This is a genomic window from Phormidesmis sp. 146-12, from assembly GCF_052939495.1.
Genome location: NZ_JBJPHS010000010.1, coordinates 1 through 21864, shown reverse-complemented (window position 1 = coordinate 21864; position 21864 = coordinate 1). Strand labels below are relative to the sequence as shown.

At 50.3% G+C, this 21864-nt stretch carries 23 protein-coding genes, 1 tRNA gene, 1 pseudogene and 1 riboswitch; of the genes and pseudogenes, 13 read left to right on the top strand and 12 right to left on the bottom strand.

Annotation, left to right across the window (positions count from 1 at the left end):
• Positions 1 to 384: 384 nt before the first annotated feature.
• From ACKFKF_RS06645 to ACKFKF_RS06630, 4 genes are all read right to left on the bottom strand, one after another.
• A complete protein-coding gene (locus ACKFKF_RS06645) occupies positions 385 to 1464 on the bottom strand; it encodes a Gfo/Idh/MocA family oxidoreductase (RefSeq protein ID WP_446860058.1) in 1080 nt (359 codons plus the stop codon).
• A 222-nt stretch (positions 1465 to 1686) separates the two neighbouring features.
• Complete coding sequence (locus ACKFKF_RS06640; RefSeq protein WP_446866959.1) at positions 1687 to 3123, bottom strand: hemolysin family protein; 1437 nt, start codon at positions 3121 to 3123, stop codon at positions 1687 to 1689.
• Between the two features lie 313 nt (positions 3124 to 3436).
• The gene (locus ACKFKF_RS06635; protein ID WP_446866958.1) at positions 3437 to 4096 is read right to left on the bottom strand and encodes a hypothetical protein; all 660 of its coding nucleotides are present in this window, start codon (positions 4094 to 4096) and stop codon (positions 3437 to 3439) included.
• A gap of 76 nt (positions 4097 to 4172) precedes the next feature.
• Positions 4173 to 4310 carry a hypothetical protein gene (locus tag ACKFKF_RS06630; protein ID WP_446866956.1) on the bottom strand — a complete coding sequence of 46 codons (138 nt, stop codon included), beginning with the start codon at positions 4308 to 4310 and terminating at the stop codon, positions 4173 to 4175.
• Here ACKFKF_RS06630 and ACKFKF_RS06625 point away from each other — a divergent pair.
• Positions 4276 to 4348, top strand: a tRNA-Ile gene (locus tag ACKFKF_RS06625). The two genes, ACKFKF_RS06630 and ACKFKF_RS06625, sit on opposite strands and share 35 nt — an antisense overlap.
• Positions 4349 to 4540: 192 nt before the next feature.
• On the opposite strand, the gene ACKFKF_RS06620 is transcribed toward ACKFKF_RS06625, so the two are convergent.
• Positions 4541 to 4918, bottom strand: a complete 378-nt coding sequence (locus ACKFKF_RS06620) for a hypothetical protein (RefSeq protein ID WP_446866955.1) — start codon at positions 4916 to 4918, stop codon at positions 4541 to 4543.
• Positions 4919 to 5158: 240 nt separating this feature from the next.
• Between ACKFKF_RS06620 and pyrE the strand changes: the two genes are divergently transcribed.
• From pyrE to ACKFKF_RS06605, 3 genes are all read left to right on the top strand, one after another.
• Positions 5159 to 5764, top strand: a complete 606-nt coding sequence (pyrE, locus tag ACKFKF_RS06615) for an orotate phosphoribosyltransferase (protein WP_446866953.1) — start codon at positions 5159 to 5161, stop codon at positions 5762 to 5764.
• 211 nt (positions 5765 to 5975) lie between these two features.
• Positions 5976 to 8432 (top strand): molecular chaperone DnaK, encoded by a 2457-nt coding sequence (dnaK, locus tag ACKFKF_RS06610; protein WP_446866952.1) that lies wholly within the window; start codon positions 5976 to 5978, stop codon positions 8430 to 8432.
• Positions 8433 to 8544: 112 nt separating this feature from the next.
• A complete protein-coding gene (locus ACKFKF_RS06605; protein ID WP_446866951.1) occupies positions 8545 to 9528 on the top strand; it encodes a DnaJ C-terminal domain-containing protein in 984 nt (327 codons plus the stop codon).
• A gap of 6 nt (positions 9529 to 9534) precedes the next feature.
• On the opposite strand, the gene ACKFKF_RS06600 is transcribed toward ACKFKF_RS06605, so the two are convergent.
• On the bottom strand, positions 9535 to 9726 hold the full coding sequence (locus tag ACKFKF_RS06600) for a hypothetical protein (protein WP_446860050.1): 192 nt from the start codon (positions 9724 to 9726) through the stop codon (positions 9535 to 9537).
• Positions 9727 to 9943: 217 nt separating this feature from the next.
• On the opposite strand from ACKFKF_RS06600, the gene ACKFKF_RS06595 reads away from it, so the two are divergent.
• Positions 9944 to 10570 carry a chromophore lyase CpcT/CpeT gene (locus ACKFKF_RS06595; protein ID WP_446866950.1) on the top strand — a complete coding sequence of 209 codons (627 nt, stop codon included), beginning with the start codon at positions 9944 to 9946 and terminating at the stop codon, positions 10568 to 10570.
• 73 nt (positions 10571 to 10643) lie between these two features.
• On the opposite strand, the gene ACKFKF_RS06590 is transcribed toward ACKFKF_RS06595, so the two are convergent.
• Positions 10644 to 10976 (bottom strand): DUF565 domain-containing protein, encoded by a 333-nt coding sequence (locus ACKFKF_RS06590; protein WP_446860048.1) that lies wholly within the window; start codon positions 10974 to 10976, stop codon positions 10644 to 10646.
• Positions 10977 to 11164: 188 nt separating this feature from the next.
• Here ACKFKF_RS06590 and ACKFKF_RS06585 point away from each other — a divergent pair, with 188 nt between their 5' ends.
• The gene (locus tag ACKFKF_RS06585; protein ID WP_446866949.1) at positions 11165 to 11713 is read left to right on the top strand and encodes a hypothetical protein; all 549 of its coding nucleotides are present in this window, start codon (positions 11165 to 11167) and stop codon (positions 11711 to 11713) included.
• A 331-nt stretch (positions 11714 to 12044) separates the two neighbouring features.
• The gene (locus ACKFKF_RS06580; RefSeq protein ID WP_446866948.1) at positions 12045 to 12251 is read left to right on the top strand and encodes a hypothetical protein; all 207 of its coding nucleotides are present in this window, start codon (positions 12045 to 12047) and stop codon (positions 12249 to 12251) included.
• Positions 12252 to 12322: 71 nt separating this feature from the next.
• On the opposite strand, the pseudogene ACKFKF_RS06575 reads toward ACKFKF_RS06580, so the two are convergent.
• Positions 12323 to 12496, bottom strand: a pseudogene (locus tag ACKFKF_RS06575) (zinc ribbon domain-containing protein); the annotation flags it as partial.
• A 575-nt stretch (positions 12497 to 13071) separates the two neighbouring features.
• Here ACKFKF_RS06575 and ACKFKF_RS06570 point away from each other — a divergent pair.
• Positions 13072 to 13464: a hypothetical protein gene (locus ACKFKF_RS06570; protein WP_446866947.1), complete on the top strand. Its 393-nt coding sequence runs from the start codon at positions 13072 to 13074 to the stop codon at positions 13462 to 13464.
• 158 nt (positions 13465 to 13622) lie between these two features.
• Here ACKFKF_RS06570 and thiC read toward each other — a convergent pair whose 3' ends face one another.
• Positions 13623 to 14996 carry a phosphomethylpyrimidine synthase ThiC gene (gene thiC, locus ACKFKF_RS06565; protein ID WP_446866946.1) on the bottom strand — a complete coding sequence of 458 codons (1374 nt, stop codon included), beginning with the start codon at positions 14994 to 14996 and terminating at the stop codon, positions 13623 to 13625.
• A gap of 7 nt (positions 14997 to 15003) precedes the next feature.
• Positions 15004 to 15096, bottom strand: a riboswitch (TPP riboswitch).
• Between the two features lie 233 nt (positions 15097 to 15329).
• Positions 15330 to 15470 (bottom strand): hypothetical protein, encoded by a 141-nt coding sequence (locus ACKFKF_RS06560; protein ID WP_446866945.1) that lies wholly within the window; start codon positions 15468 to 15470, stop codon positions 15330 to 15332.
• Here ACKFKF_RS06560 and ACKFKF_RS06555 point away from each other — a divergent pair.
• Complete coding sequence (locus ACKFKF_RS06555) at positions 15460 to 17184, top strand: DUF3352 domain-containing protein (protein ID WP_446866943.1); 1725 nt, start codon at positions 15460 to 15462, stop codon at positions 17182 to 17184. The genes ACKFKF_RS06560 and ACKFKF_RS06555 overlap by 11 nt on opposite strands.
• On the opposite strand, the gene ACKFKF_RS06550 is transcribed toward ACKFKF_RS06555, so the two are convergent.
• The gene (locus tag ACKFKF_RS06550; RefSeq protein WP_446866942.1) at positions 17170 to 17886 is read right to left on the bottom strand and encodes an endonuclease III domain-containing protein; all 717 of its coding nucleotides are present in this window, start codon (positions 17884 to 17886) and stop codon (positions 17170 to 17172) included. The genes ACKFKF_RS06555 and ACKFKF_RS06550 overlap by 15 nt on opposite strands.
• A 208-nt stretch (positions 17887 to 18094) precedes the next feature.
• Positions 18095 to 18649, bottom strand: coding sequence for a DUF2267 domain-containing protein (locus ACKFKF_RS06545; RefSeq protein ID WP_446866941.1), 555 nt, complete (start codon positions 18647 to 18649; stop codon positions 18095 to 18097).
• Between the two features lie 25 nt (positions 18650 to 18674).
• Between ACKFKF_RS06545 and ACKFKF_RS06540 the strand changes: the two genes are divergently transcribed.
• From ACKFKF_RS06540 to ACKFKF_RS06525, 4 genes are all read left to right on the top strand, one after another.
• Positions 18675 to 18854, top strand: coding sequence for a hypothetical protein (locus ACKFKF_RS06540; RefSeq protein WP_446866940.1), 180 nt, complete (start codon positions 18675 to 18677; stop codon positions 18852 to 18854).
• A gap of 38 nt (positions 18855 to 18892) precedes the next feature.
• Complete coding sequence (locus ACKFKF_RS06535) at positions 18893 to 19378, top strand: YbjN domain-containing protein (RefSeq protein WP_446861996.1); 486 nt, start codon at positions 18893 to 18895, stop codon at positions 19376 to 19378.
• Between the two features lie 26 nt (positions 19379 to 19404).
• A complete protein-coding gene (locus ACKFKF_RS06530) occupies positions 19405 to 20136 on the top strand; it encodes a lipoate--protein ligase family protein (protein WP_446866939.1) in 732 nt (243 codons plus the stop codon).
• Between the two features lie 208 nt (positions 20137 to 20344).
• On the top strand, positions 20345 to 21864 hold a 1520-nt coding region (locus ACKFKF_RS06525), incomplete at its 3' end, for a glycogen debranching enzyme N-terminal domain-containing protein (protein WP_446866938.1).

Here is a 21864-nt window from a genome sequence, read left to right as displayed (position 1 = left end):
CGATGAACGCTTCGCTTCGCTTTTAGCTCCAGGAACGCCCCCTAAATCCCCCACGAGTGAGGGACTTTGAACCAGAACTCCTCTCTTAAAGTCCCCCAAGATTGGGGGGTTGGGGGGCAAAAGCCGTGAACAACGAAGTGGAAAAACTCTCATCGAATTCACGTTAAATCCCCCAAAATTGGGGGACTTTGAACCTTGGGTTTCCTGCCGCTTTGGGGCAATTCATCCCCGATTCAGCAACGCCTGTAGATCTTAGAAGCAGAAGATTTTAAACAAAAAAGGGTAGACTCCATGTCCACCCTGTAGAAATTAAAGCTAGATTGAATCGATCTCTTGCGGCTAACTCAAATCGACCCCTTGCGGGTCACTCGAAGAGATCGTCTTTCAGACCGCCATCGCAGGCGTATCGAGTTCGACAACCTTGTTATCTTTGGCTTGCCAAACCTTACCGTCTAGCGCCATTTGTTCAATTTGACTGGCGAGACGTAGGGCTTTTAGCGCCTGTTCTCCTCCGACAGAAGGCTGATTGCCCCCGCGCACACACCCGACAAAATGTTCTAACTCTGCATGAAGCGGCTCAATATTACTGGTGTAAACCTTCTCGATCAGTCCATCTTGGCGATACAAAACCTGACCATAATCCGTCATGTAGTTAGCAGTCGTTTGACGGTGAATTAGAATTTCATTGTTGAGAAAGTCAGCTTCTGTCAGAGAGTTTTTGCAGTGAGCAGCAATGCGGCGAATCTTGCGGTGCGTCACTTTGCTAGAGGTCAGCGTTGCAACAATGCCGTTTGCAAAACCCAGCGTTGCGGTTACATAGTCCAAGTAGCCAGAGTCCGAAGCGCGACTGCCACTTGCAGTTAACTTCACAACCGGAGAAGCGGCCAGTTCTAGCATCAGATCGATGTCGTGAATCATCAGATCCAACACGACCGATACATCATTGGCTCGATCGGAATAAGGACTCATCCGATGGGCCTCGATCGCCAGCAGTTCTTCAGTCTTCAACACCTTGCTGAGTTCTTGAAAAGCCGGGTTAAATCGCTCGATATGCCCAACTTGCAGAATACACTGACACTCTGCGGCAGCATTTACCAAAGACTCAGCTTCAGCAATGCTGGCGGCGATCGGTTTCTCGATCAACACATGCACCCCCGCATTCAAAGCAGCCATCCCCACTGAATGATGCAGACGAGTCGGAACCGCAATACAAACGGCATCCACATGTTTCAGTAAATCGTGATAATCCTCAAAAAATCGGACACGATATTTGCTTGCCGTGTCCAACCCTCGCTCTACATTAATATCTGAAACGCCAACTAATTCAACATCCTTGAGCATACTCAAGACTCTGGTATGGTGCTGCCCCATATTGCCGACCCCAATCACACCGATGCGAATAGGTTCTAGCTGATTTCGCTGCACGTAGAGACTTGAATACCCGATCGGTATACTACCTTTCACTCGTGTTACTCCTCCACCACCGAAAATAAGCTGATGATCAGCCGTAAATTCTCCTCAAACATCCAGATACTAACACAGCAACATTAATTATGAAGAATTTCAAAGCATTATCGAAGTTCCCTTAAACGATATGTTTTTCGGTTTCGATGTTTTTATGCCTTTGGATGTAGTTTTTTAGCGCTGGTCACAGATTTAGTAGATAAACCAGTCCAGGTCTGCCCCTCAATGCTTGAAGTCTTCACCACTCGACAGACTTTGTTGATGATCTGGTCGAGATACGCGCAGAGAGTCGCCCGCTCCAGGCTCAATGCGGTGGACTTGAATCTGATGCAGTCGCGGCCCTTCCGCGGAGACGACCGTCAGTTCATAGTTGCCATACTGCAAAGCCTCGCCAGAACTGGGAATGCGCTGCCACTGGTAGAACAAAAAGCCGCCCAGCGTCTGGTATTCATCGGTAAGCGGTAGATCCAACCGCAACTGCTCATTCACTTCTTCCAAATTCATCTGAGCCTGAACGAGAAAGGTGTTTTCGTCCAAAACCTGAATCGATCGCGTCTCTTCGCTTTCCGGTTCGGGAGAATCTCCGATAATCTGCGTCACGATGTCCTGCAAACTGACCAGCCCCGCAGTGCCGCCAAACTCATCCACGACAATCACCATGTGCTGACGCGATCGCTGCATCAAAGACAGCAATTCTCCCAGAGGCGTGTACTCAGGAACAAATCGGGCTGGACTCACCCACGGTTTAATCGGACTTTCCAAATTTAGTGTGCCCTGAACGAGCGGCTCTGCCAGTTCTTTAAAGTGAACCATGCCGCAGATATCATCCAGCGATTCCCCGGTCACCGGATAGTGAGAATGCCCTGATTGAGCCACTTCTTCAAGCAAATTTCGCACCGTTGCATCGATCGAGAGCGCAGTCATATTCGGTCGGCGCACCATCACCTCACTCGCCGGAACGTCGCCAAACTCAAACACATTACTCAACAGTTCTCGTTCTTCGGCCTCCAGTCCCGTCGATTCGCTGGAGGTGGCGATAATTAGCTGCAATTCTTCTGGGGTGACCTGGTTGTACCAGCCCTGCCCCGCGTACTGAATGCCCACCAGCCGCAGCAAGAGGCGCGTAGACTGATTGAGAACCCAGATAAAGGGATTAAAAAATCGAGCGATCGCCAAACTAAACGGCCCCAAAAATCGCGCAATCTCTTCGGAGTAGAGCATCGCCACCGACTTGGGACACAATTCGCCCAAAACAATTTGCAGATAAGCAATCAACAGGAAGGCGATCGGAATCGCCAGCGAGTGAGACAGCGTTTGGACAGTAGAAGCCGACAGTGGCAACTGAGCAATCCAGGCTGCAACCAAGATGGCCATTGTGCTTTCCCCGATCCAGCCCAGCGCCAAACTCGACAGCGTGATTCCCAACTGAGTCGTCGAAAGTAGACGATCGATGCTCCGCTGCAAATCCTGAACCGTTCTCGCTTGAATATCTCCTGCGTCAACCAACTGATTGATCCGCGAGCGCCGCACCGAGACGATCGAAAACTCTGCTGTTACAAAGAACGCATTAATCGTAATCAGCAGCAGCACCGACAAGAATTTTAGCAAGATATCTGTCCAGCTTGAGTTTTGCAGGACAACCGCAAAAGGGGCAATCATTTGCGAATCAAGAATGACAATTTAGAGAATCAGATTAGGGAAGCAGATCTTAGAAAAGCAAACCAGGGAATTGGCTGATCATACTCCGCTCGTTTCTGAGTCTCCTCTTCCCCACGTTATTAATTAACGTCTATTCAATGTCGGCGTTGCTGAATCAGGGGATGAATTGCCCCAAAGCGGCGGGAACCCCAAGGTTCAAAGTCCCCCAAGTTTGGGGGATTTAGGGGGCGAAAAGATGGACACTTCCCACAGATTCACCCCTCCAATCAGCAACGCCTAGATGTCTATTAGATGAGTCCCTGTGCCCCCAGCTTTATCGGACTGGGACATCTGACAATTTGAGTTGCAGCTTTTGGTCGGGGTAGTCCGTCAACTGCACTGAAAGCTTTTGAGCCTTATCTAAAAGAGCCGTTGAGATGCTGAATGTCCCTGTAAATTTTTGGCTACCTACAGGCAAATCGGTCGGGAGACCCATCGTATCTGCGGTCAAAGCCCGGCCCTGCTCATCGGCGATATTGAGAAAGCTGTAGAGAAACTTGACGGGCTGAGTTCCTTCATTTTTGAGGGCAACATCGTAGACCACAAAATCCGCCTGCTGCCGGACGGCGGTTAGCTCGATCGTCACTCCCTTATCTCGACTCACAAACGGAAACTTGCCAGGAAGACTGGTCTGCTTATCTTCCACCTTGGGCGAAGGACTGGGACTGGGAGGCATTGTCGATTTGGGAGTGCCGCCCTCGATGCGGTCTTTTACCTTTTTGAGAATGTCGTCTTCTTTGAGAATCACGAGGTCTTCCCCGCGCCCCGACGTGTTTTTTTTGTTGACCTTATTCGTCGGACGGGCATCGGGTTGAGTGATTCCTTTGAGAGCTTCTCGCCCGATCGCAAATCCCCAAGCGCCACTCACAATCCCTGCTCCAAACATAAACGTGAGCAAAATGAGCGTGAGGGCGACGGTCGGATTAATTCGCATTGCAGATTTGAGGGAGTGTTGTTTGAGAGCGTTGAGCCGTGAGACCCAAATGGCTGACCAATTGTATTCGCTAAGTTTACGTAGAGACGATCTCTTTAAAAAACATCACGGCGGCAATCGCTGCAAACCCATTTCTCAAGCTAAAATACGGCAGGGATCGCGATCGTGTCTTTCTACTAGCGCCGTTGACCGATTGGGGAGGTAGCGAACTCATAATTCGCCTTCAGGCTGGTTCGATTCCAGCACGGCGCATGACAAACCAAATATGACAAACCAGAGCTTTAGCACACAGACGTAATGGCTGCCAATTCGCTGAATTTGCAAAAAAACGTAATCTGTAGGGTGTATTGAGCCATGCGAAACGCACCACCAACCTAAAAACCACCAACCTACAATTGATGCGTTTCGCTGCTCTTCGGATTGATTGGACTTACCTTACAATCCTCAGCGCCCAGTCGCGCCTTCAAACACCAACTCACCACCTACAACTCGATTGCTCACATTAGCGGTCGGCAGCGTCAAAATCGACGTGTTGTAAGGGTTAGGTAGGTCAGTCGTGCGAATAATAGGGTCGTTAGAAACCTGCTGGGTCAGCAAATCTCGGTATAGACGATGAATATGCTCGCCATTACGAGCGATCGCATTCTCAGGAAAGGCACCCGTCCCAATTAGAGTCTGAACTGAGAACTTGGGGCCGCGATAGTCAGAAACATTCACGTCAAACGCCCGATCAACTGCATCTGGCACCGCTTCTCTCGGTCTAAACACAGCGGGTCTGTCTTGTGCTTGTGCGGCGATCGCAAATAGGGTAGAAGCAGCCATTACCCCTGCACCAATCAAATTCTTTAACCTCACGCCCATAAGATTCAGTTCCTCCGTATTGCGCTCAATGTTAGCTTACGATTTGAGTCTAAGATCAGGGAAAAGTTTTGAGGTTTGAGATTTGAATTGAGGATCTTCTTCAACTTTAAGAATTCAAACCTCAAAACGTTTTCACCCCTTTCTTTTGACAGTTAATAACACTAGTCTGCCCTACCTATGAGCGATCGGACGCAAAATTTGATGGAATCTCAAACAAACTTTTCTTGGGCAACGGTTGAAATGACCGACTTACGAGAACGACTTTTGGATCTGTTCTGTGAGGTGGCTTATCGAGAAGGCGACTTTTTGCTCTCGTCTGGACAACGCAGCACCTATTACATCAACGGCAAACAGATTACGCTTCATCCTCAGGGCGGCTTAGCGACGGGACGGATTCTTTTACCTTTGATTCCTTCTGAAACGGTGGCTGTGGCGGGTCTGACGTTGGGGGCTGATCCGATCGTGACCGCGACCAGTGTGGTTGCAGCGTATGAAGGGCGATCGCTGGCGGCACTCATTGTCCGCAAAGAAGCCAAAGGACACGGCACCCAAGCCTATATCGAAGGCCCAACCTTGCCCAAAAACAGTCCAGTCGTAGTGCTAGAAGACGTGGTGACGACGGGACAATCGGCGATGAAGGCGGTCGATCGCCTCCGGGACGCAGGCTATCAGGTTGAAGAAGTGATTTCGCTGGTCGATCGTCAGCAAGGAGGCGCAGAGTTTTATCAGCAGCAAGGCTTAAAATTCAAAGCAGTCTTCACGATTCAAGACCTTCAGCAGCACGTTCAAAAACTTCAGGAGAGTTAAAGTGGGGAGCGATCGTAGAATTCAGGACTCTGGACTTTGAAAAGGATAATGTCAACGTCTTCGGTCTAACATCTCCGGTCTTCAGTCTAAGTACCCGGATTTCAACATCGCGCCGATTTGACCCTTGACTTCTCCATTAGCAAGATAGAATGAGTCCAGCAAAAGCTCTCAAAATTCATTAGTTTTAGACAAGCGAGGAGCGTCGCAGGGCATGGGAAGAGTCGTTGGAATAGACCTGGGAACTACGAACTCGGTGGTGGCAGTCATGGAGGGCGGCAAGCCAGTTGTCATCGCCAACGCCGAAGGAATGCGAACTACTCCCTCAGTTGTCGGAGTCAGCAAAGAAGGCGAACGTCTGGTCGGACAAATGGCCCGACGACAATCGGTGCTTGACCCACAGAATACATTTTTTGGCGTAAAGCGCTTTATCGGTCGAAAGTATTCAGAACTCAGTCCAGAGTCAAAACGGGTGCCCTACACCATCCGCAAAGACGAATCGAGCAACATCAAAATCAAGTGTCCTCGACTGGAGCGAGATTTTGCGCCCGAAGAAATTTCGGCCATGATTCTCAAAAAGCTGACCGATGAGGCCAGTCGCTATCTAGGAGAGTCGATTACTGGCGCAGTCATTACCGTTCCCGCTTATTTCAACGATTCTCAACGACAGGCGACTCGTGACGCTGGACGCATCGCTGGATTGGATGTCAAACGCATTCTCAATGAGCCGACGGCCGCATCTCTCGCCTATGGACTCGATCGCGGTCAAGCTGAAACAATCCTCGTTTTTGATCTCGGCGGTGGCACCTTTGATGTCTCAATCTTGGAAGTGGGCGATGGGGTCTTTGAAGTGAAAGCTACGAGCGGCGACACTCAACTGGGCGGCAATGACTTCGATAAGAAAATTGTGGACTTTCTGTCCGAGCAGTTTTTAGAAACTGAGAAAGTTGATTTGAGACGCGATCGCCAAGCCCTCCAACGACTGACTGAAGCGGCCGAAAAAGCCAAAATTGAGCTTTCTGGGGTCTCTGTCACCGAAATCAATTTGCCTTTTATCACTGCGACCGAAGATGGACCCAAACATATCGAAACGCGGATGACTCGATCGCAGTTTGAAGGGCTGTGTAGCGATCTGTTGTCTCGACTGCGTGGGCCGCTCAAGCAAGCCTTTCGGGATGCGGGAATGACTCCGAACGACATTGATGACATTGTGTTGGTAGGCGGTTCGACCCGAATTCCGATGGTGCAGCAGGTGGTGCGATCGCTGATCAATCGAGAAGCCAATCAGAACGTCAATCCCGATGAAGTGGTGGCTGTCGGAGCGGCGATTCAGGCGGGCATTTTGGCAGGTGAACTTAAAGATATTCTGCTGTTGGATGTCACACCGTTGTCCTTTGGGTTAGAGACGATCGGCGGCGTGATGAAAAAGCTGATTCCTCGCAATACGACGATTCCGACGCGGCGATCGGATATTTTCTCGACGGGCGAAGATAATCAGACGATGGTCGAAGTTCACGTTCTGCAAGGTGAGCGCGACATGGCATCGGGCAATAAGTCTCTGGGTCGCTTTAAGCTGATGGGCATTCCACCCGCACCACGGGGCATTCCTCAAGTGCAGGTTTCCTTTGACATCGACGCAAACGGCATTTTGCAAGTCACCGCAATGGATCGCACGACCGGACGCGAACAGAGCATCACCGTTCAGGGAGCCTCAACCTTGAGTGAGGACGAAGTGCGGCAGATGATGCGGAACGCCGAAGAATTTGCAGAAGTCGATCGCCTTCGTAAAGAAAAAGTCGAGAAACGCAATCGAGCGGAAGCGCTAACCTTTCAAGCAGAACGACAGCTTAGAGAAGCCACACTGGACTTTGGAATGCAGTTTGTCAGTTCCTATCGCTCTCGAATTGAGCCTCTCGTCCAGCGATTGAGAGAAGGACTGGCCAATAACGACGATCGCAGTGTAGATATTGCTGAAGCTGACCTCAAGGATGCTCTGTACGATTTGAATCGAGAAGTCTACCAACAGACTCAGGGCGACGAAGAAGGCGGATTCTTTGAATCGATCAAAAACTTCTTCTTAGACGACGAAGACGATTACGACTACTACGGTGCTCCTCGTGATCCCTACGACTATGGGGCCCGACGCGACGACTACTGGAATAACCAGCGAGGCGGCAGTCTAAACGGACGCGACAACTACGACTATGGATCTTCTCGCAACTACGATCCGCCCAAGCGAGATCCCTACGATCGCGACTACAACACCCCACCCAGACGCGACTCTTACGACGATCGAGATCCCTACGAGGCACCCAGACGCGACCCTTACGACGATCGCTCTTCTGAAGAACCGAGAAACCGCCCTTATGAAGCGCCCAGACGATCTGACTCTCAAGCGCCTCGACCCCTTGGGGGTAACTCGGAGAGATCGCCACGCAGCGATGGATATGACGCACCCAGACGAGACAGCCGCAACAACGACACCGCTAACGGAAACCGCGACTACAATCCTCCCAAACGTGAACCGCGCAGCGCTCCCTACAACAGCCCTTACAGCGGCAACGATGCTGGTGGAACCCGTCGCCCCAACCGCAGTGATGTTCCTAAAAAGCGTCCTGCTCGACCCGACTACAATCAGGATAATTGGGATGACGAAGACGATTGGTTGTAAAGAGGAAAGCGGGATCAACGTGAAACGGCGACCGATTTCTTTTGGGTCAGCGATTTGATCTATCCTTTTACTTGTTTTCATCCCTCACCCGTCATCCTTTCACCGTTTCGCTATGCAGAATTTCCGCAATTATTATGAGATTTTGGGGGTTGCCAAAGATGCGTCGATCGAGGAGATCAAAAAGGCCTACCGTCGATTAGCGCGTCAATATCATCCTGATCTCAATCCGGGTAACAAAGCTGCTGAGGAGAAATTCAAGGATCTGAGCGAAGCGTATGAAGTGTTGGGAGACACGACCAAGCGATCGCAGTACGATCAGTTTGGCAATTTTTGGAAGCGACCAGGATTTCAAGGGGGCGCAAAAGGCGGCCGTCCCTGGGGAAAGGGAAATGATCCATCTGGGTCGGTGGAGTTTGGTGAATACCGTAACTTTAATGACTTCGTGGATCAATTGCTCAATCGACGCACCACGACGACAACGCCTAGCCGACCTCCTCAACCCCCGCCTGCTGCCGATCCCTACCGTCCTGGCACGACAAAAACGAGCTATACCGTTTCTAGTACGCCGCCCCCTCGCTCCAATCGTCGAGATGCTGAAGCGCGATTGACCGTGCCTTTAGAAAAAGCTTACTCTGGTGGGCGAGAGCGAATTCGATTAGAGGACGGGCGATCGCTCGAAGTGAATATGCCCGCAGGGATGGTGACCGGGCAGCGAATTCGTCTCAAAGGTCAGGGCGTTGCGGGGGGCGATCTATACCTCAAAATCGAAGTCTCTCCCCATCCGTTTTTTAAGCTAGAAGGCTCCGATGTGGTGTGTCAATTGCCCATTACGCCCAGTGAAGCTGCTTTGGGAGGCGCGATCGAAGTTCCCACATTAGACGGGTTGGTGAAGATGACCATTCCGGGAGGGGTACGATCGGGGCAGCGTCTGAGATTGGCGAATAAGGGATATCTGATCAGTGGGGACGATCGAGGCGATCAGATTGTCGAAATTCAAATTGTCGTCCCCAAAGAAATCAGTCTTGAAGAACGGGATCTTTACGAGAAGCTCCGACAGATAGAAAGCTTTGATCCCCGCGCCGACCTCCCAATCTAAAGCGTCCTAATCTTCAGGCAGCACCCACTGGGGCGGAGCGCTCATTTTTTTGCGAATGGCTTCTTCGGCGATCGCCAGCATTTCGTCCAACGACTTTTCTTGAATGAATTTGGCAGCCTGATCTTTATATTCTAAATTGGGACATTTATCTCCCAAAACGCAGCCATTTACGCAGGCTTCTGCACAGTTGATCTCCATGTTCTCTCCTCTAGTTCTTAAAGCTTGACGACACAAACAAATCATCTCGTGGGATGCCTACAAAGGACTCTGCCCACTGATTTATCTTAAACTGTTCTCCTGATGGTGTTGACTGACCGATCGAAAGGGCGAAAAACTACAGCCAGATAGTTGACTTTTAGGTTGATTTCTATTTCTGAAGTTTGAGCCGCTAATTTTTGTCTACTAATTTTGAAATATGAGCTTAAAACTGTTCTCCGCTGCGCTGGTTGTGGCGGTTCCCACTCAGTCCGCGATTCCGCTTGAGCAACAGGTCAATGAAGTTGTGGCGCGTTTGGTCGGGGTCATGGACACGTCTGCTCAAGCGATCGCCAACCCAAAACTACCGGATGTGAGAATGACGACCTGCAAAATTTTTCTTCAGGGATCACCTCAGATCGACGGTGTTTATCTTTATCAAGAACAAGCCCTCTCTTCTGATTTGACGAAGCCCTATCGTCAGAGAATTCTACAAATTTCACCGACAATCTACAGTCATAGTGTGCGATCGCTGTCCTTTCGTCCTGTTAAGCCCGAAGCGCTCGTCGGTTTGTGCAACCAGCCCGAAGCTTCTCGAATTGTGCCCTTGAGCGATCGTGGGGTTCCCATCTGCGCTGTCTTTCTCAAACAGTCTGGCGACAACTACGTAGGCAGAACGCCGATCGATGGGTGTTCCGCTAACGTTGGAGGAGCCGTCCGCATTACCAACCAGATCACGCTTCACAAAACCGGAATGGACACCTGGGATCGCGGTTACGACGCTCAAGGCAAACAAGTCTGGGGCGCAAAAGCACAGTCCTACCAATTTCGCCGCAAAGACCTTTAAGCTTCATCCCTCTCGCGCAGCGGATTACCCCCAAAGGGGGAACAGATCATCGAAGTTCTCCCTCATCCCTCATCTAACTTCCTAACTTAAACGCTTCTAAAATAAAACTATAAGTCATGCCAATTTTGAGCGTGTTGATCATTTCAGCGGGGAGCGATCGCCGAAACCCCTCCCGATTGGTGTAGATGATGCGACTCGTCACTTCAAATAAAATCACCAAAAAGCTGGCCGCCACGACATCTAATTCGGCTCTTTGTCCGGCAGTGGTCGAGATGACGTTGCCCAAAAAAAAGCCAAACAGCAGACTGATCAACATCAGAGACACGCGCCGCCAGGGATTGCGAAACAATTGGCCGATCTGATCGGTCACAACTCCTACAAGACTGTTGAGACGAGTATTTTGCATGGTCGAGGAGAGAGATGAATCTTGAGTTTTGAATTCTAAATCAGGTTGTCTGCTTAGAATTCAACCTTCTCATACCATCCCTTAATTTATCGAAAAAACTATCGGAAAAATTTCTCCCACGATCGTGCCACAGATTGTTATCACTAGAGTAGAAATGGGCGAGAACGAGAATGCGGGGTGTGATGAAGATGAAAATAAAGCTGAACCCTGCGACCAGAGTAGCTTTAGCGACAGCGCTACTTTTATTGGGGCTATGGCTAGTGTTGAGACGCTTTCAGATTCAGGTTGAGGTGACATCCCCGGAGACAGTGCCCATCATTAAGATCGACGAGTCTCAAAACGAGATACAAAAAACGCCTCCGAAACCGGGAGCTTCTCCGATTCCCACGCTCAATCCTGCGATGGTGGCGGCTCGTCAAGGAGCGCTCAGAGTTAGCAATCGATCGGATCACCCCTTGCGAGTTGCGCTACTGTCAAAGAGCAAATCGTCAGCCCCCCAATCTAGCGAGGCCTCTGACTATCAACCGCCCGCCCACTGGGATTTTGCACCTAACGAAGGGAGCGGTAAGGGTTTAGTGGTTTCACTGCCCGATCGCTCAATTATTCTCAAAAAGGGCGATGTCGTCGTGGCTTTTGCTCAAGACGGCTCTCAGCGCTATTGGGGCCCATTTGTGGTAGGTGAGACAAATTCACCAATCTGGAATGGTCAGGAATGGGAGTTAATTTTGAAGCAGTAATGATGAGTCAGAAACTTTGCGTAAGTTAATCCTCCTCAAGGAGCAGAACGGAGAAGTTATTATACTCGCGACGATTAAGAAATGGACTTTTAGAAGATTCTTCCCCATCAAGGATAAGATGCTCATCTGTCCAAGAGTCGGAGTACAGAGGAAGTCAGCCTGATTCGGATTGGATTTACGCCAGAGCAGATTGCCGAGCTGAAGTATGAACGACATCACTATCCTCACCCAAAAGTGCAACAAAGTGCAACAGAAAATGGAGGTGTTGTACTTGAAAAGCTAAGGATTGTCCCATCATGAGATCCGATGACTGTGCGAGATCGGCAAAACGATGCTGACAGTCTATCTCAGACAGTATCACGCAGACGGCATTGAGGGTCTCAAACAGTTGGATTATCAAGGGCAACCGAGTGACCTGAACACCCATGCGACGACAGTCGAAACATACTTCAAAGCGCATCCCCCGCAAACCATTGCCCAAGCCCAAGCAAAGATCAAGGAATTGACCGATCACTACAACGCATCCTTACCTGTTTAGGACTACCTGATGGGAACTCCCGGTGTGGATGCAACCGTTCCTTGCAACCGCTCAACAGGAACGTTATCCGCTCATAATTTACTAACGTTTGCTAACAAACTGAAATCTTCCTGCTTCAACTTGGAGAAGTCGGCTTCACCCGATCCACAGGCTGACACGGGATGGCTTACCGCGGTTTTCAAATTGATTGCCGCATTCAAATCTCGGTCTTGACTGAAGCCGCAATGCTCACAGGTGAACATGCGCTCAGAGAGGGTAAGTGCTTCTTTTTTGGCTCCACAATTTCAGCAAGTTTTACTCGATGGAAACCAGCGATCGCAGGATGAGTAAAAGTTCACCTCGGTACTGGCTCTTCTCTCACTTGAGCTAACAAAGCAGCGATCGCTTTTCTGACGAGATAAAGATAGAGTTTGACATTAGGGTGTGTTTGAAAGCTCTCTCGCTACAATTCTATTCCGAATTCTCTCCGCCCTTTTCTTAATGGCAATACCACGTAGACTCAGTTCCTTACTCTTAGTGGAATGACAGTTTGAGTTGATGCACACCTGCTCGTGCGATCGCTGCCTTTACAATTAGCATGAGCGACAATCAGGGACAAAAGAATAATGGCTTGAACTCTAAATTAAGCCTTGCCTCCTCAACAGATTTTCCACCCGTTGTTAGCCTTGGTGCTTGTATGAGTCTAGTTCCAGTAAAGTCTCTGATATTTCTGATTGCGCTTACGTCTTTGTCTGCCTGCGCTGCCCCAAAGTCCACTGCTGGAAATGATTCAATGAAGGAGATTGAAAAGTCATCCACTGTGGAGATGTCGAAAACAGAGATGCCTATTAGTAAACCCCAAGGCGAATTTGTTAGTCCTTCAGACTTCAAGGATAAGCTCAACACTGTGTCATCCAAAGCGAAGCAAGCAGTGGAAAACGTCGAAGCAAATAAGCTATCAGAAGCCCAAGCCGAGATGTCTCAGTTGAAAACGATTTGGGCAGAAGTCGCTCCAACAGTTTACGCAATCAGCGAATCTAACCACAAAAATCTTCAAAGATCGATTACTTTGGCTGATAACGCCCTACAGAAGTCAGAAGATCGGGTAGTCTCATTGACTTATTTGTACCAAACTTCTAGAACCAGCGCCGCTCTCGTACGAGCATTAGGAAATGGGAATGCCTATTCTAAACGTAGTGCGCCAGAACTCTGTCAGAAATTTACCTGTCTGTAGAGCCGAGTTTAAAGATGACCGCAAGATGATCTGAGAAAGATCAAGAAATCCCATAGGTTAGTCAGCGAGTTCTTCTGACTCATTCTCGAAGCGCTGTCATGAAATTAAAATGCCCCGCTCTCCAAAGAAAACGGGGTTTGTGTAGGCTCTAGGTTGAATTAGCTTTGGGCGACAGGCTCCTTCGCCAAAAACTTCTCAAGCTCGGTCAGTGCATCAGCATCAACTTTGGTTTGCATCGGGCAGAATTTGGGGCCACACATCGAGCAAAACTCAGCCGTTTTATAAATGTCAGCAGGCAGCGTTTCGTCGTGGTATTCCTTCGCCCGATCGGGGTCAAGCGACAACTCAAACTGCTTATTCCAATCAAAGTTATAACGAGCGCGAGAAAGCTCATCATCTCTATCTCGTGCCCCCGGACGATGCCGCGCAATATCTGCTGCATGGGCCGCAATCTTGTAGGCGATCAACCCATTGCGAACGTCTTCTGCGTCGGGTAAGCCCAAATGTTCTTTAGGCGTAACATAGCAGAGCATCGCAGTGCCATACCAGCCCGCCATTGCAGCCCCGATCGCCGATGTAATGTGGTCATATCCCGGTGCAATATCCGTCACCAACGGCCCCAACACATAGAACGGCGCTTCAGAACACTCTTCCATCTGTTTGCGAACGTTGAATTCGATTTGATCCATTGGCACATGTCCGGGGCCTTCGACCATCACCTGAATGTCATCTTCCCAGGCGCGGCGAGTCAGTTGTCCGAGGGTCTTCAATTCTGCCAACTGTGCGGCATCCGAAGCATCATGTTGACAGCCGGGACGCAGAGAATCGCCCAAACTAAACGACACGTCATACTTTTTGAAGATCTCAATAATGTCGCTGAAATGAGTGTAGAGCGGATTTTGTTTGTGGTGATGCAGCATCCAACGAGCCAGAATGCCGCCGCCACGAGAGACGATTCCAGTCAAGCGATCGCGCACCAAGGGCAAATGTTCGATCAAAATTCCAGCGTGAATCGTTTGATAGTCCACTCCTTGCTGGGCGTGCTTTTCGATGATGTGCAAAAAGTCGTCAGCCGTCAGATTCTCAATGTTGCCGTGGACACTTTCTAACGCCTGATAAATGGGAACTGTCCCGATCGGAACGGTCGAAGCCTGGATGATCGTCGTCCGAATCTCATCTAGATTGCCGCCGCCCGTAGACAGATCCATGACGGTATCCGCCCCATATTTCACCGCGAGATGCAGCTTATCGACTTCTTCCTGCATGTTAGAAGAGTTGGGTGATGCGCCGATGTTGGCGTTGACTTTGCATCTAGAAGCAATCCCGATCGCCATCGGTTCTAAATTAGGGTGGTTGATGTTGGCAGGAATGATCATTCGTCCCCGGGCCACTTCTGCGCGAATTAGCTCGACGGGTAAATTTTCCCGCGTGGCCACGTACTGCATTTCTTCGGTCACAACCCCTTGGCGGGCATAGTACATCTGAGACACGTTGCTATGTCCGCTGCGTTTGGCGATCCAATCTGTCCGCATATTCGATTCCTCAGATAAACAGCTTCCCTTCGCTGGCATTACCCAGTCTCAGGTTCTAAGGGTTTGTTCTCAGCCCAAATGGGCACCCCTAGCTTGAGAGCTAATCGTACCACTCATCGCAAATTGGTGATAGAACGTTGCAAAAAGTTGATGGTTTGTTGTGGTTCTTATCGGATGTTTGAAAAGTCTTTGGCTGCAAGAATAGAGTCTCGGAGATCTCCCCTACTCTTCAATCATCCGCTTAGGATCGTGAATTACGTGAATTAAATAAGATCGCTTATTGCCAAGTTACTTCGCCCCCTAAATCTCAAGATACAAGAGCCTATGAGGGATTTAAGCGATCGCTTCCATCTCAAAGACTGATAAAATTGCAGCCTCGACGGACTCTGACTTGCCGCGATCGCCACACTCTGTACATACTTTGCTAGAGTGACAACGGCATTGAAAACCCTTCTCTGGTCGAATGAAAGCCAAACTCAAAACTCGGAAGTCTAAGCCACTTCTTTTAACGCTCGGAGCCTCTGCCCTGATGATTGGTGGGGGCGGACTGGCTTACTGGTTATTTTCTCAACAGGGACGACTTAGCGTTATGCCGATCGGGGCCAATGTGGTGCCGCAAGATGCGCTGATGGTGGTGTCGCTCTCAACCGACCAGGGACAGTGGCAGCGAGTGAGAGAATTTGGCACCCCGCGCAGTCAGACGGCCTTTGATCAAAGTTTGGTGCAGTTTCGCGATCGCTTTCTCACCAGCAAAGGGCTAGACTATCAGCGCGACGTGCAGCCGTGGGTCGGTAAAGAAGTGACGCTGGCGTTTTTGTCGCCTCAAGCCGGGTTAGCGGTGCCCAATCCAGGACAAGCCGCCACACCGCCCAATCCTCAACCCGTGGTCATGGTGTTGCCGATCGCCGACCCGCTCAAAGCCAAACAAACCCTGGAGCAGTCCAACGCTGTCAAAACAGGCAAGTGGGCAGAACGCAAGTACAACGGTATTCAGATTCGCGAAAACCAGGAAACGCCGACCCAAACCGTCTCGATCGCAGCCTTAGATCCCCAAACCGTCGTGGTGGCTAACAGTCCCAAAGCGATCGAACGGGCGATCGACACCTATAAAGGCGGGCCAGCGCTCTCAGCGACACCGGGGTATGGAGAAGCCCTGAGTCAGATCAAGTCTGAGAAGCCAGTCGCGCGCGTCTATGTAAACATTCCTGCGGCTGCCAACACGTCTGCGGCGAACTCCAATCGACCCATACCGCCCCAAGGCACAAATCAGCTTCAACAAACTCAAGGATTGGCCGCGACGGCGACGATCGCCTCTGAAGGCATCCAGTTCAAAAGTGTCTCCTGGCTCAAGCCTGAGAGTAAGCGTCGATTTGAGGTCAAAAACACCGCCAAAATTATGCCCAACCGTTTCCCTGCTGAGACGTTGATGATGACATCGGGTGGCGATTTGCAGCGCTTTTGGAAGGACTACACGCAGGGCGTTTCGGCGAATCCGATTCGATTTATCAATCCAGAAGGGCTACGTCAAGGGCTAAAATCCTCTGTGGGCTTGGATCTGGAGCAAGATTTGCTGAACTGGATGCAAGGTGAGTTTGCGCTAGCGCTGGTGCCTGCTCCCCAGGGATCGCCCGCTAACTTGCCCGCCAGCCTCGTATTTATGGTGCAGACCAACGATCGCCGCGCCGCCGAAAAGACCCTCAAGCAGCTAGACGATACGATGTCGAGCAAGTACACCTTTAAGGTCGAAGAATCGAAAGTAGAAGGTCAATCGGTTGTCAACTGGAGTCTGCCTGCTGCTAACGTCAATATTACCCGTGGCTGGCTCGACAACAATGTAGCGTTTCTCAGTCTAGGCGCACCGGTCACAGGCAGCTTTGTGCCAAAACCCGCAGGTTCTCTTGCTGAGACGGAGTTATTTAAGAAGGCGACAGCGACGGAGTTGGGGTCAAATAATGGTCACTTTTTTGTGAATATGGAGCGGTCACTGGCGTTGAATAATTTTCCGCTGTTGCAGATTCCGCCTGCTAATCGGGCTGTTTTGGAAGCGATTCGATCGATTGGCGTAACGGCCGCAGTCACGAGCGATCGCACCTCTCGCTACGATGTGTTTGTCATGCTGCAAAAAGGCAATCAACCGGGAGCCTTGCCCAGTCCAAACGTGACTCCCAGCCCTTCACCGTCGCCTTGATTGCCCAAACGGGCAGAGCGATAAAACAGGGCAGCGATCGCAGGCTGGATTTTGGTAATAACAACAGCGCTGACCATGCAGCATCAAGACTTCGTGGTTATCGTAAACCTGTTGGGCTGTCCACTTGATCGGCAACTGAGCTTCGAGAATGGCGTGAGCCGGGGCAACGGCGATCGTCGAAGGAATCAAACCCAACCGAATCGCCACTCGATGATGATGACTATCCACAGGCAATGCCCGACGGCGCAAACTGCTAAATGACAGCACAGCGGCACTGGTTTTGGGGCCGACTCCCGGCAGTGACTCCAACCATTCTCTGGCTTCTGAGATCGACAAGTCCGCCAAAAAATCAAGCGACAAACTGCCCTGACGGTCTCCAATCAGTTTCAAGACTTGCTGAATCCGAGGGGCTTTTTGCTCGGCCCAGGTGCAGCGAGCGATCGCTTGTTCAACTTGATCGACGGGAGCATCTCGCACCATTGACCAGTCTGGAAACCGTCGCCGCAACTCATTAAACGCACTGGCAGAATCGGGATTGCGGGTGCGATGAGACAGCAACGCTGAAACCAACTCGCTCAACGGATCAAGCGTATGAAAATAAGGAATCGGACAGCCATATGTTTGACAGAGGCGATCGTGAATCTCAATCAGTTTTTGCTGAATTTCAGGAGAAGCGATCGCGGGTGGTTTTTTGGAAGCCACGGGGATGGGGGATGAGGGGATGATATCGGTTTACTGTTTGGCTGTTGGGGAGATTTTTGAGCGAAATGCCCTCTGGCTCACTGGTCGGATCTCCTAAAGTCAAAGTCCCCCAATTTTGGGGGATTTAGGGGGCGAGGAACTGTGTCAACAACCAGTATTTGCCAGTAGGGAACTTCTCTAGGATGGGTGACTTCTTTGGCAGACTCCTCTATGCCTTTTCCCAGATGGCGCGGATTTCGTCGGGCAGGAAGTTGGCGACTTCTTGAATGCGTTCTGCTGATAGCTCATCTTTGGTCGCTGAGAAAACCGCTTCGACGGCCAATTCAGGTGAGACGTTGGTTTGCAAGCCGCTTTCTTGACGCACTCTAAATAGAAAGGTGCTGGACTTGATAATCAGCGGCGGTCTGAGCTTGCTCAAAAAGTGAACGATCGGATTGGTGTCTTCCCACAGGTCTTCGATTTCGGTTGCCAACGGCGTTGCGGTGTAGAGGGTGCGATCGGGGTTGCCTTCGTCTAGCGGTTTGTGTAATTCTTCGGCGACGTTTTCGACGGCTTCATCGGTCATCATGTCGCGCATCGTCCGAAACACCACTTCTGTCACGTCTCTGGCATCGTAGAGATCCGACAAGCCTGCTTTAAGCTGCACTTTTTCTAAAAACGGAGTGTCTTTGGTCGCGATCGGCGTTCCTGAATAATGCTGCCTCGAAGAGGGCGTAATGTCGTCGATCGGGGCTACCGTATTCAATTCTTGATTGTCTGCCATATAAACATGCCTTTATTGAATTTGTATGTCCCCAAAACTATTGCCCAATATCGTCGATCGCCACATCTGTCACCAGGGTTACTTAAATTACGTCTCAAAATCTCTCATTGGGCAGATTGAGTCTGATGCAGAAGGCAATTTTTGCTACAAAAATGAAGAAATACAAAAAGCCCGTCAGACAACTGAGCGATCAACGCTACCGTAGACACAACCCCTGCACTTAATGCTGAAATAACTCGACCTATGGTGAACTATCAGCCCAACTCCGAAATGATCTCAACCGCCACAACGTCTGATGAATTGGTCGGCGGCACGGGTGGCATTAATGTTGTCGAAGTGATCGAAACGGTGATCGCCAGCCTCGATCAAAGCGACAGTGCAATGGTGAGTCAAAACGACGGCGGCTATATCTGGAAGTTTAAGTACGGCAGTGTCGAAGTCTTTGTCCAACTGACGGGCACGACCGAAGAAGATAATCTGAGCGTTTGGGCATCGGTTCTCAAGCTACCTGCTAAAGATGAGCCACAACTGTTTAGAAAGCTGCTGGAAATGAATTGGCTGAGTACCTTTGAAGCGGGGTTTGCTATTTACGACAATCAAATCGTGGTGCTGTCTACTCGCACGATCGCCGAGCTGTCTCCGGGTGAGATTTCTCGATTGGTGACCGTAGTGGCGACGATCGCAGACGATCACGACGAGTCTTTACAAGCAGAATTTTTGGCCGGTTAATTTTAGCAATTAATGCAAACTAATTGATGCAAACCTGGCGACTGATTCCGTTGATCAAGGCTTCTGGAAGGGTGCAGATGGCGATCGACCAGTGGCTTCTCGAACAGCATCATTTGGGAACTCATCCACCCACTTTAAGGTTCTATACCTGGTCACCTGCTGCGATTTCACTGGGCTATCATCAGCGTCAGTTTCCCGACTTTTGGAAACAACTTACCTGGCAGGGAGCGGCGATCGAGCTAGTTCGTCGTCCGAGTGGAGGGCGGGCTGTTTTGCATCAGGGCGATTTGACATATGCCGTGATCACCTCTGGGCTGTCGGGGCGACGAATGCAGGACTATCAAACGATCTGCAAGTTTTTGATTGAGGGATGGCGATCGCTGGGCGTAGAGTTGCACTACGGAAATGCGGGAAGCTACATTCACAACCCCAACTGTTTTGGGACGGCAACGGTTGCAGACTTAGTGTTAGAAAATGGTGCAAAGCTAATTGGCAGCGCTCAACTTCGCAAAGATCAGACAATTTTGCAACATGGATCAATGCGGTTAGAGCCAAATTTAGAACTGTGCAATCATATCTTCGGTTCATCACAACTTCCTCAACTGCCGCTTGATTTCAAAGGCGAAGCGTTGATCTCTCATGTGACAGAAGCCCTAATCCAAGCAGCCCGCAACAGTTTTGAGATTGACTTTGAGATACGATCGCTCACCGATGCAGAATGGCAAGCTGTTAATGCGATCGCTTTTCATCACGCCTAATGAACATAAATAATGCATGTAAATCGACCGTGCTGAATCCAGATATGAAATTGCTTCCTTTTTCTGATCCCTCATGGCTTTTTCCCAAAAAATCAAGGGCGATCGCGAAAGCAACTTCCTAGCTTCAGCTAAAAATTAGTGTGAAGCCTTGCTCTTTCGCCTCGTATCACCGTAAATGGAGACGCAGACGGGGAAAAGGAACGGGTGAATGAAAATCGACTTTGGGCGGGAGATCTGTGGCAACCTCGACGCTGCGGAAGCACGAGAATGGCTGGTGACCAACGGGATTGGGGGATTTGCATCAGGGACGATCGCCGGACTTTTGACGCGCCGATATCATGGCTTGCTGGTGGCTGCGCTCAAACCGCCTCAACAGAGAACGTTACTGTTAGCCAAACTTGACGAAAGTATTCGTTATGGTGAAGATTACTTTCCCTTAACCACCAATCGCTGGAAAGATGGCATCGTCGGTCAGCAAGGCTATCGACATATCGAGCGCTTCTTTCTCGAAGGGACGGTTCCCGTCTGGCAGTTTGCTTTGGGTGATGCGCTCCTCGAAAAACGCATCTGGATGCAGCAGGGCACGAATACCACTTATGTCTATTATCAAGTGCGGCGATCGACCCAACCTCTGACGCTGACGCTCAAGGCGATGGTTAACTACCGCGATTATCACAGCGACACACAGGCCAATGGCTGGCAAATGGGCATCGAATCCGTCGGTCAGGGCGTTTCGATTTCTGCCTTTCCTGAAGCGGTGCCTTTTTATTTGCTGGGTCGCGGGGCCAAAGTGACTCCGATGCACGATTGGTATTACGGCTTTGATCTGGCTCAAGAACGATCGCGTGGACTGTTGGATCATGAAGATCACCTGCACGCTGCCACCTTTCAAACGACGCTCCATGCGGGAGATTCGCTCACCTTTATTGTCAGCACCGACTCGACCCCTAATCTGGATGGAGAAAGCGCCCTCCGATCGCAACGGGCCTATGAGCAAAGACTGGTCGATCGCTGGAAACTCGATCGCGAAAGTCAGGTCGAGTCAACGCCCAACTGGATTCGTCAACTGATTTTGGCGGCGGATCAATTCATCGTCAATCGATCAACTCCGGGCAATCCCAATGGTAAAACGATCGTCGCAGGCTATCCGTGGTTTACCGACTGGGGACGGGACACGATGATCAGTTTGTCAGGTTTGACGCTGGTGACAGGACGACCTGAAGTGGCGCGATCGATTCTAAAAACCTTTGCGCTGGCAGTCGATCGCGGCATGTTGCCCAATCGGTTTCCGGATGTGGGAGAGGTGCCAGACTACAATACCGTCGATGCAACGCTGTGGTACTTTGTGGCGATTCAGGGATACTACAACGCGACCGAAGACACTGATTTGCTGTATGACTTGTTTCCGGTGTTAGCAGAGATTATTGATTGGCACTGTCGCGGCACTCGCTATGACATTCATCTCGATCCGGCTGATGGTCTACTGTATGCGGGTGAGATCGGAACGCAATTAACCTGGATGGATGCCAAAGTGGGCGATCGGGTCTTTACGCCTCGGATTGGTAAGCCTGTAGAAATTAATGCGCTGTGGTACAACGCCCTGAGAATTATGGCCAAAGTCGCCCGCAGAATTGGTAAGCCACACCGAGAATATGAAGCGATGGCCGATCGCGTGTTAGCCAGATTTTCGCGCTTTTGGAATGAGTCAGCGGGCTATTGTTTTGACGT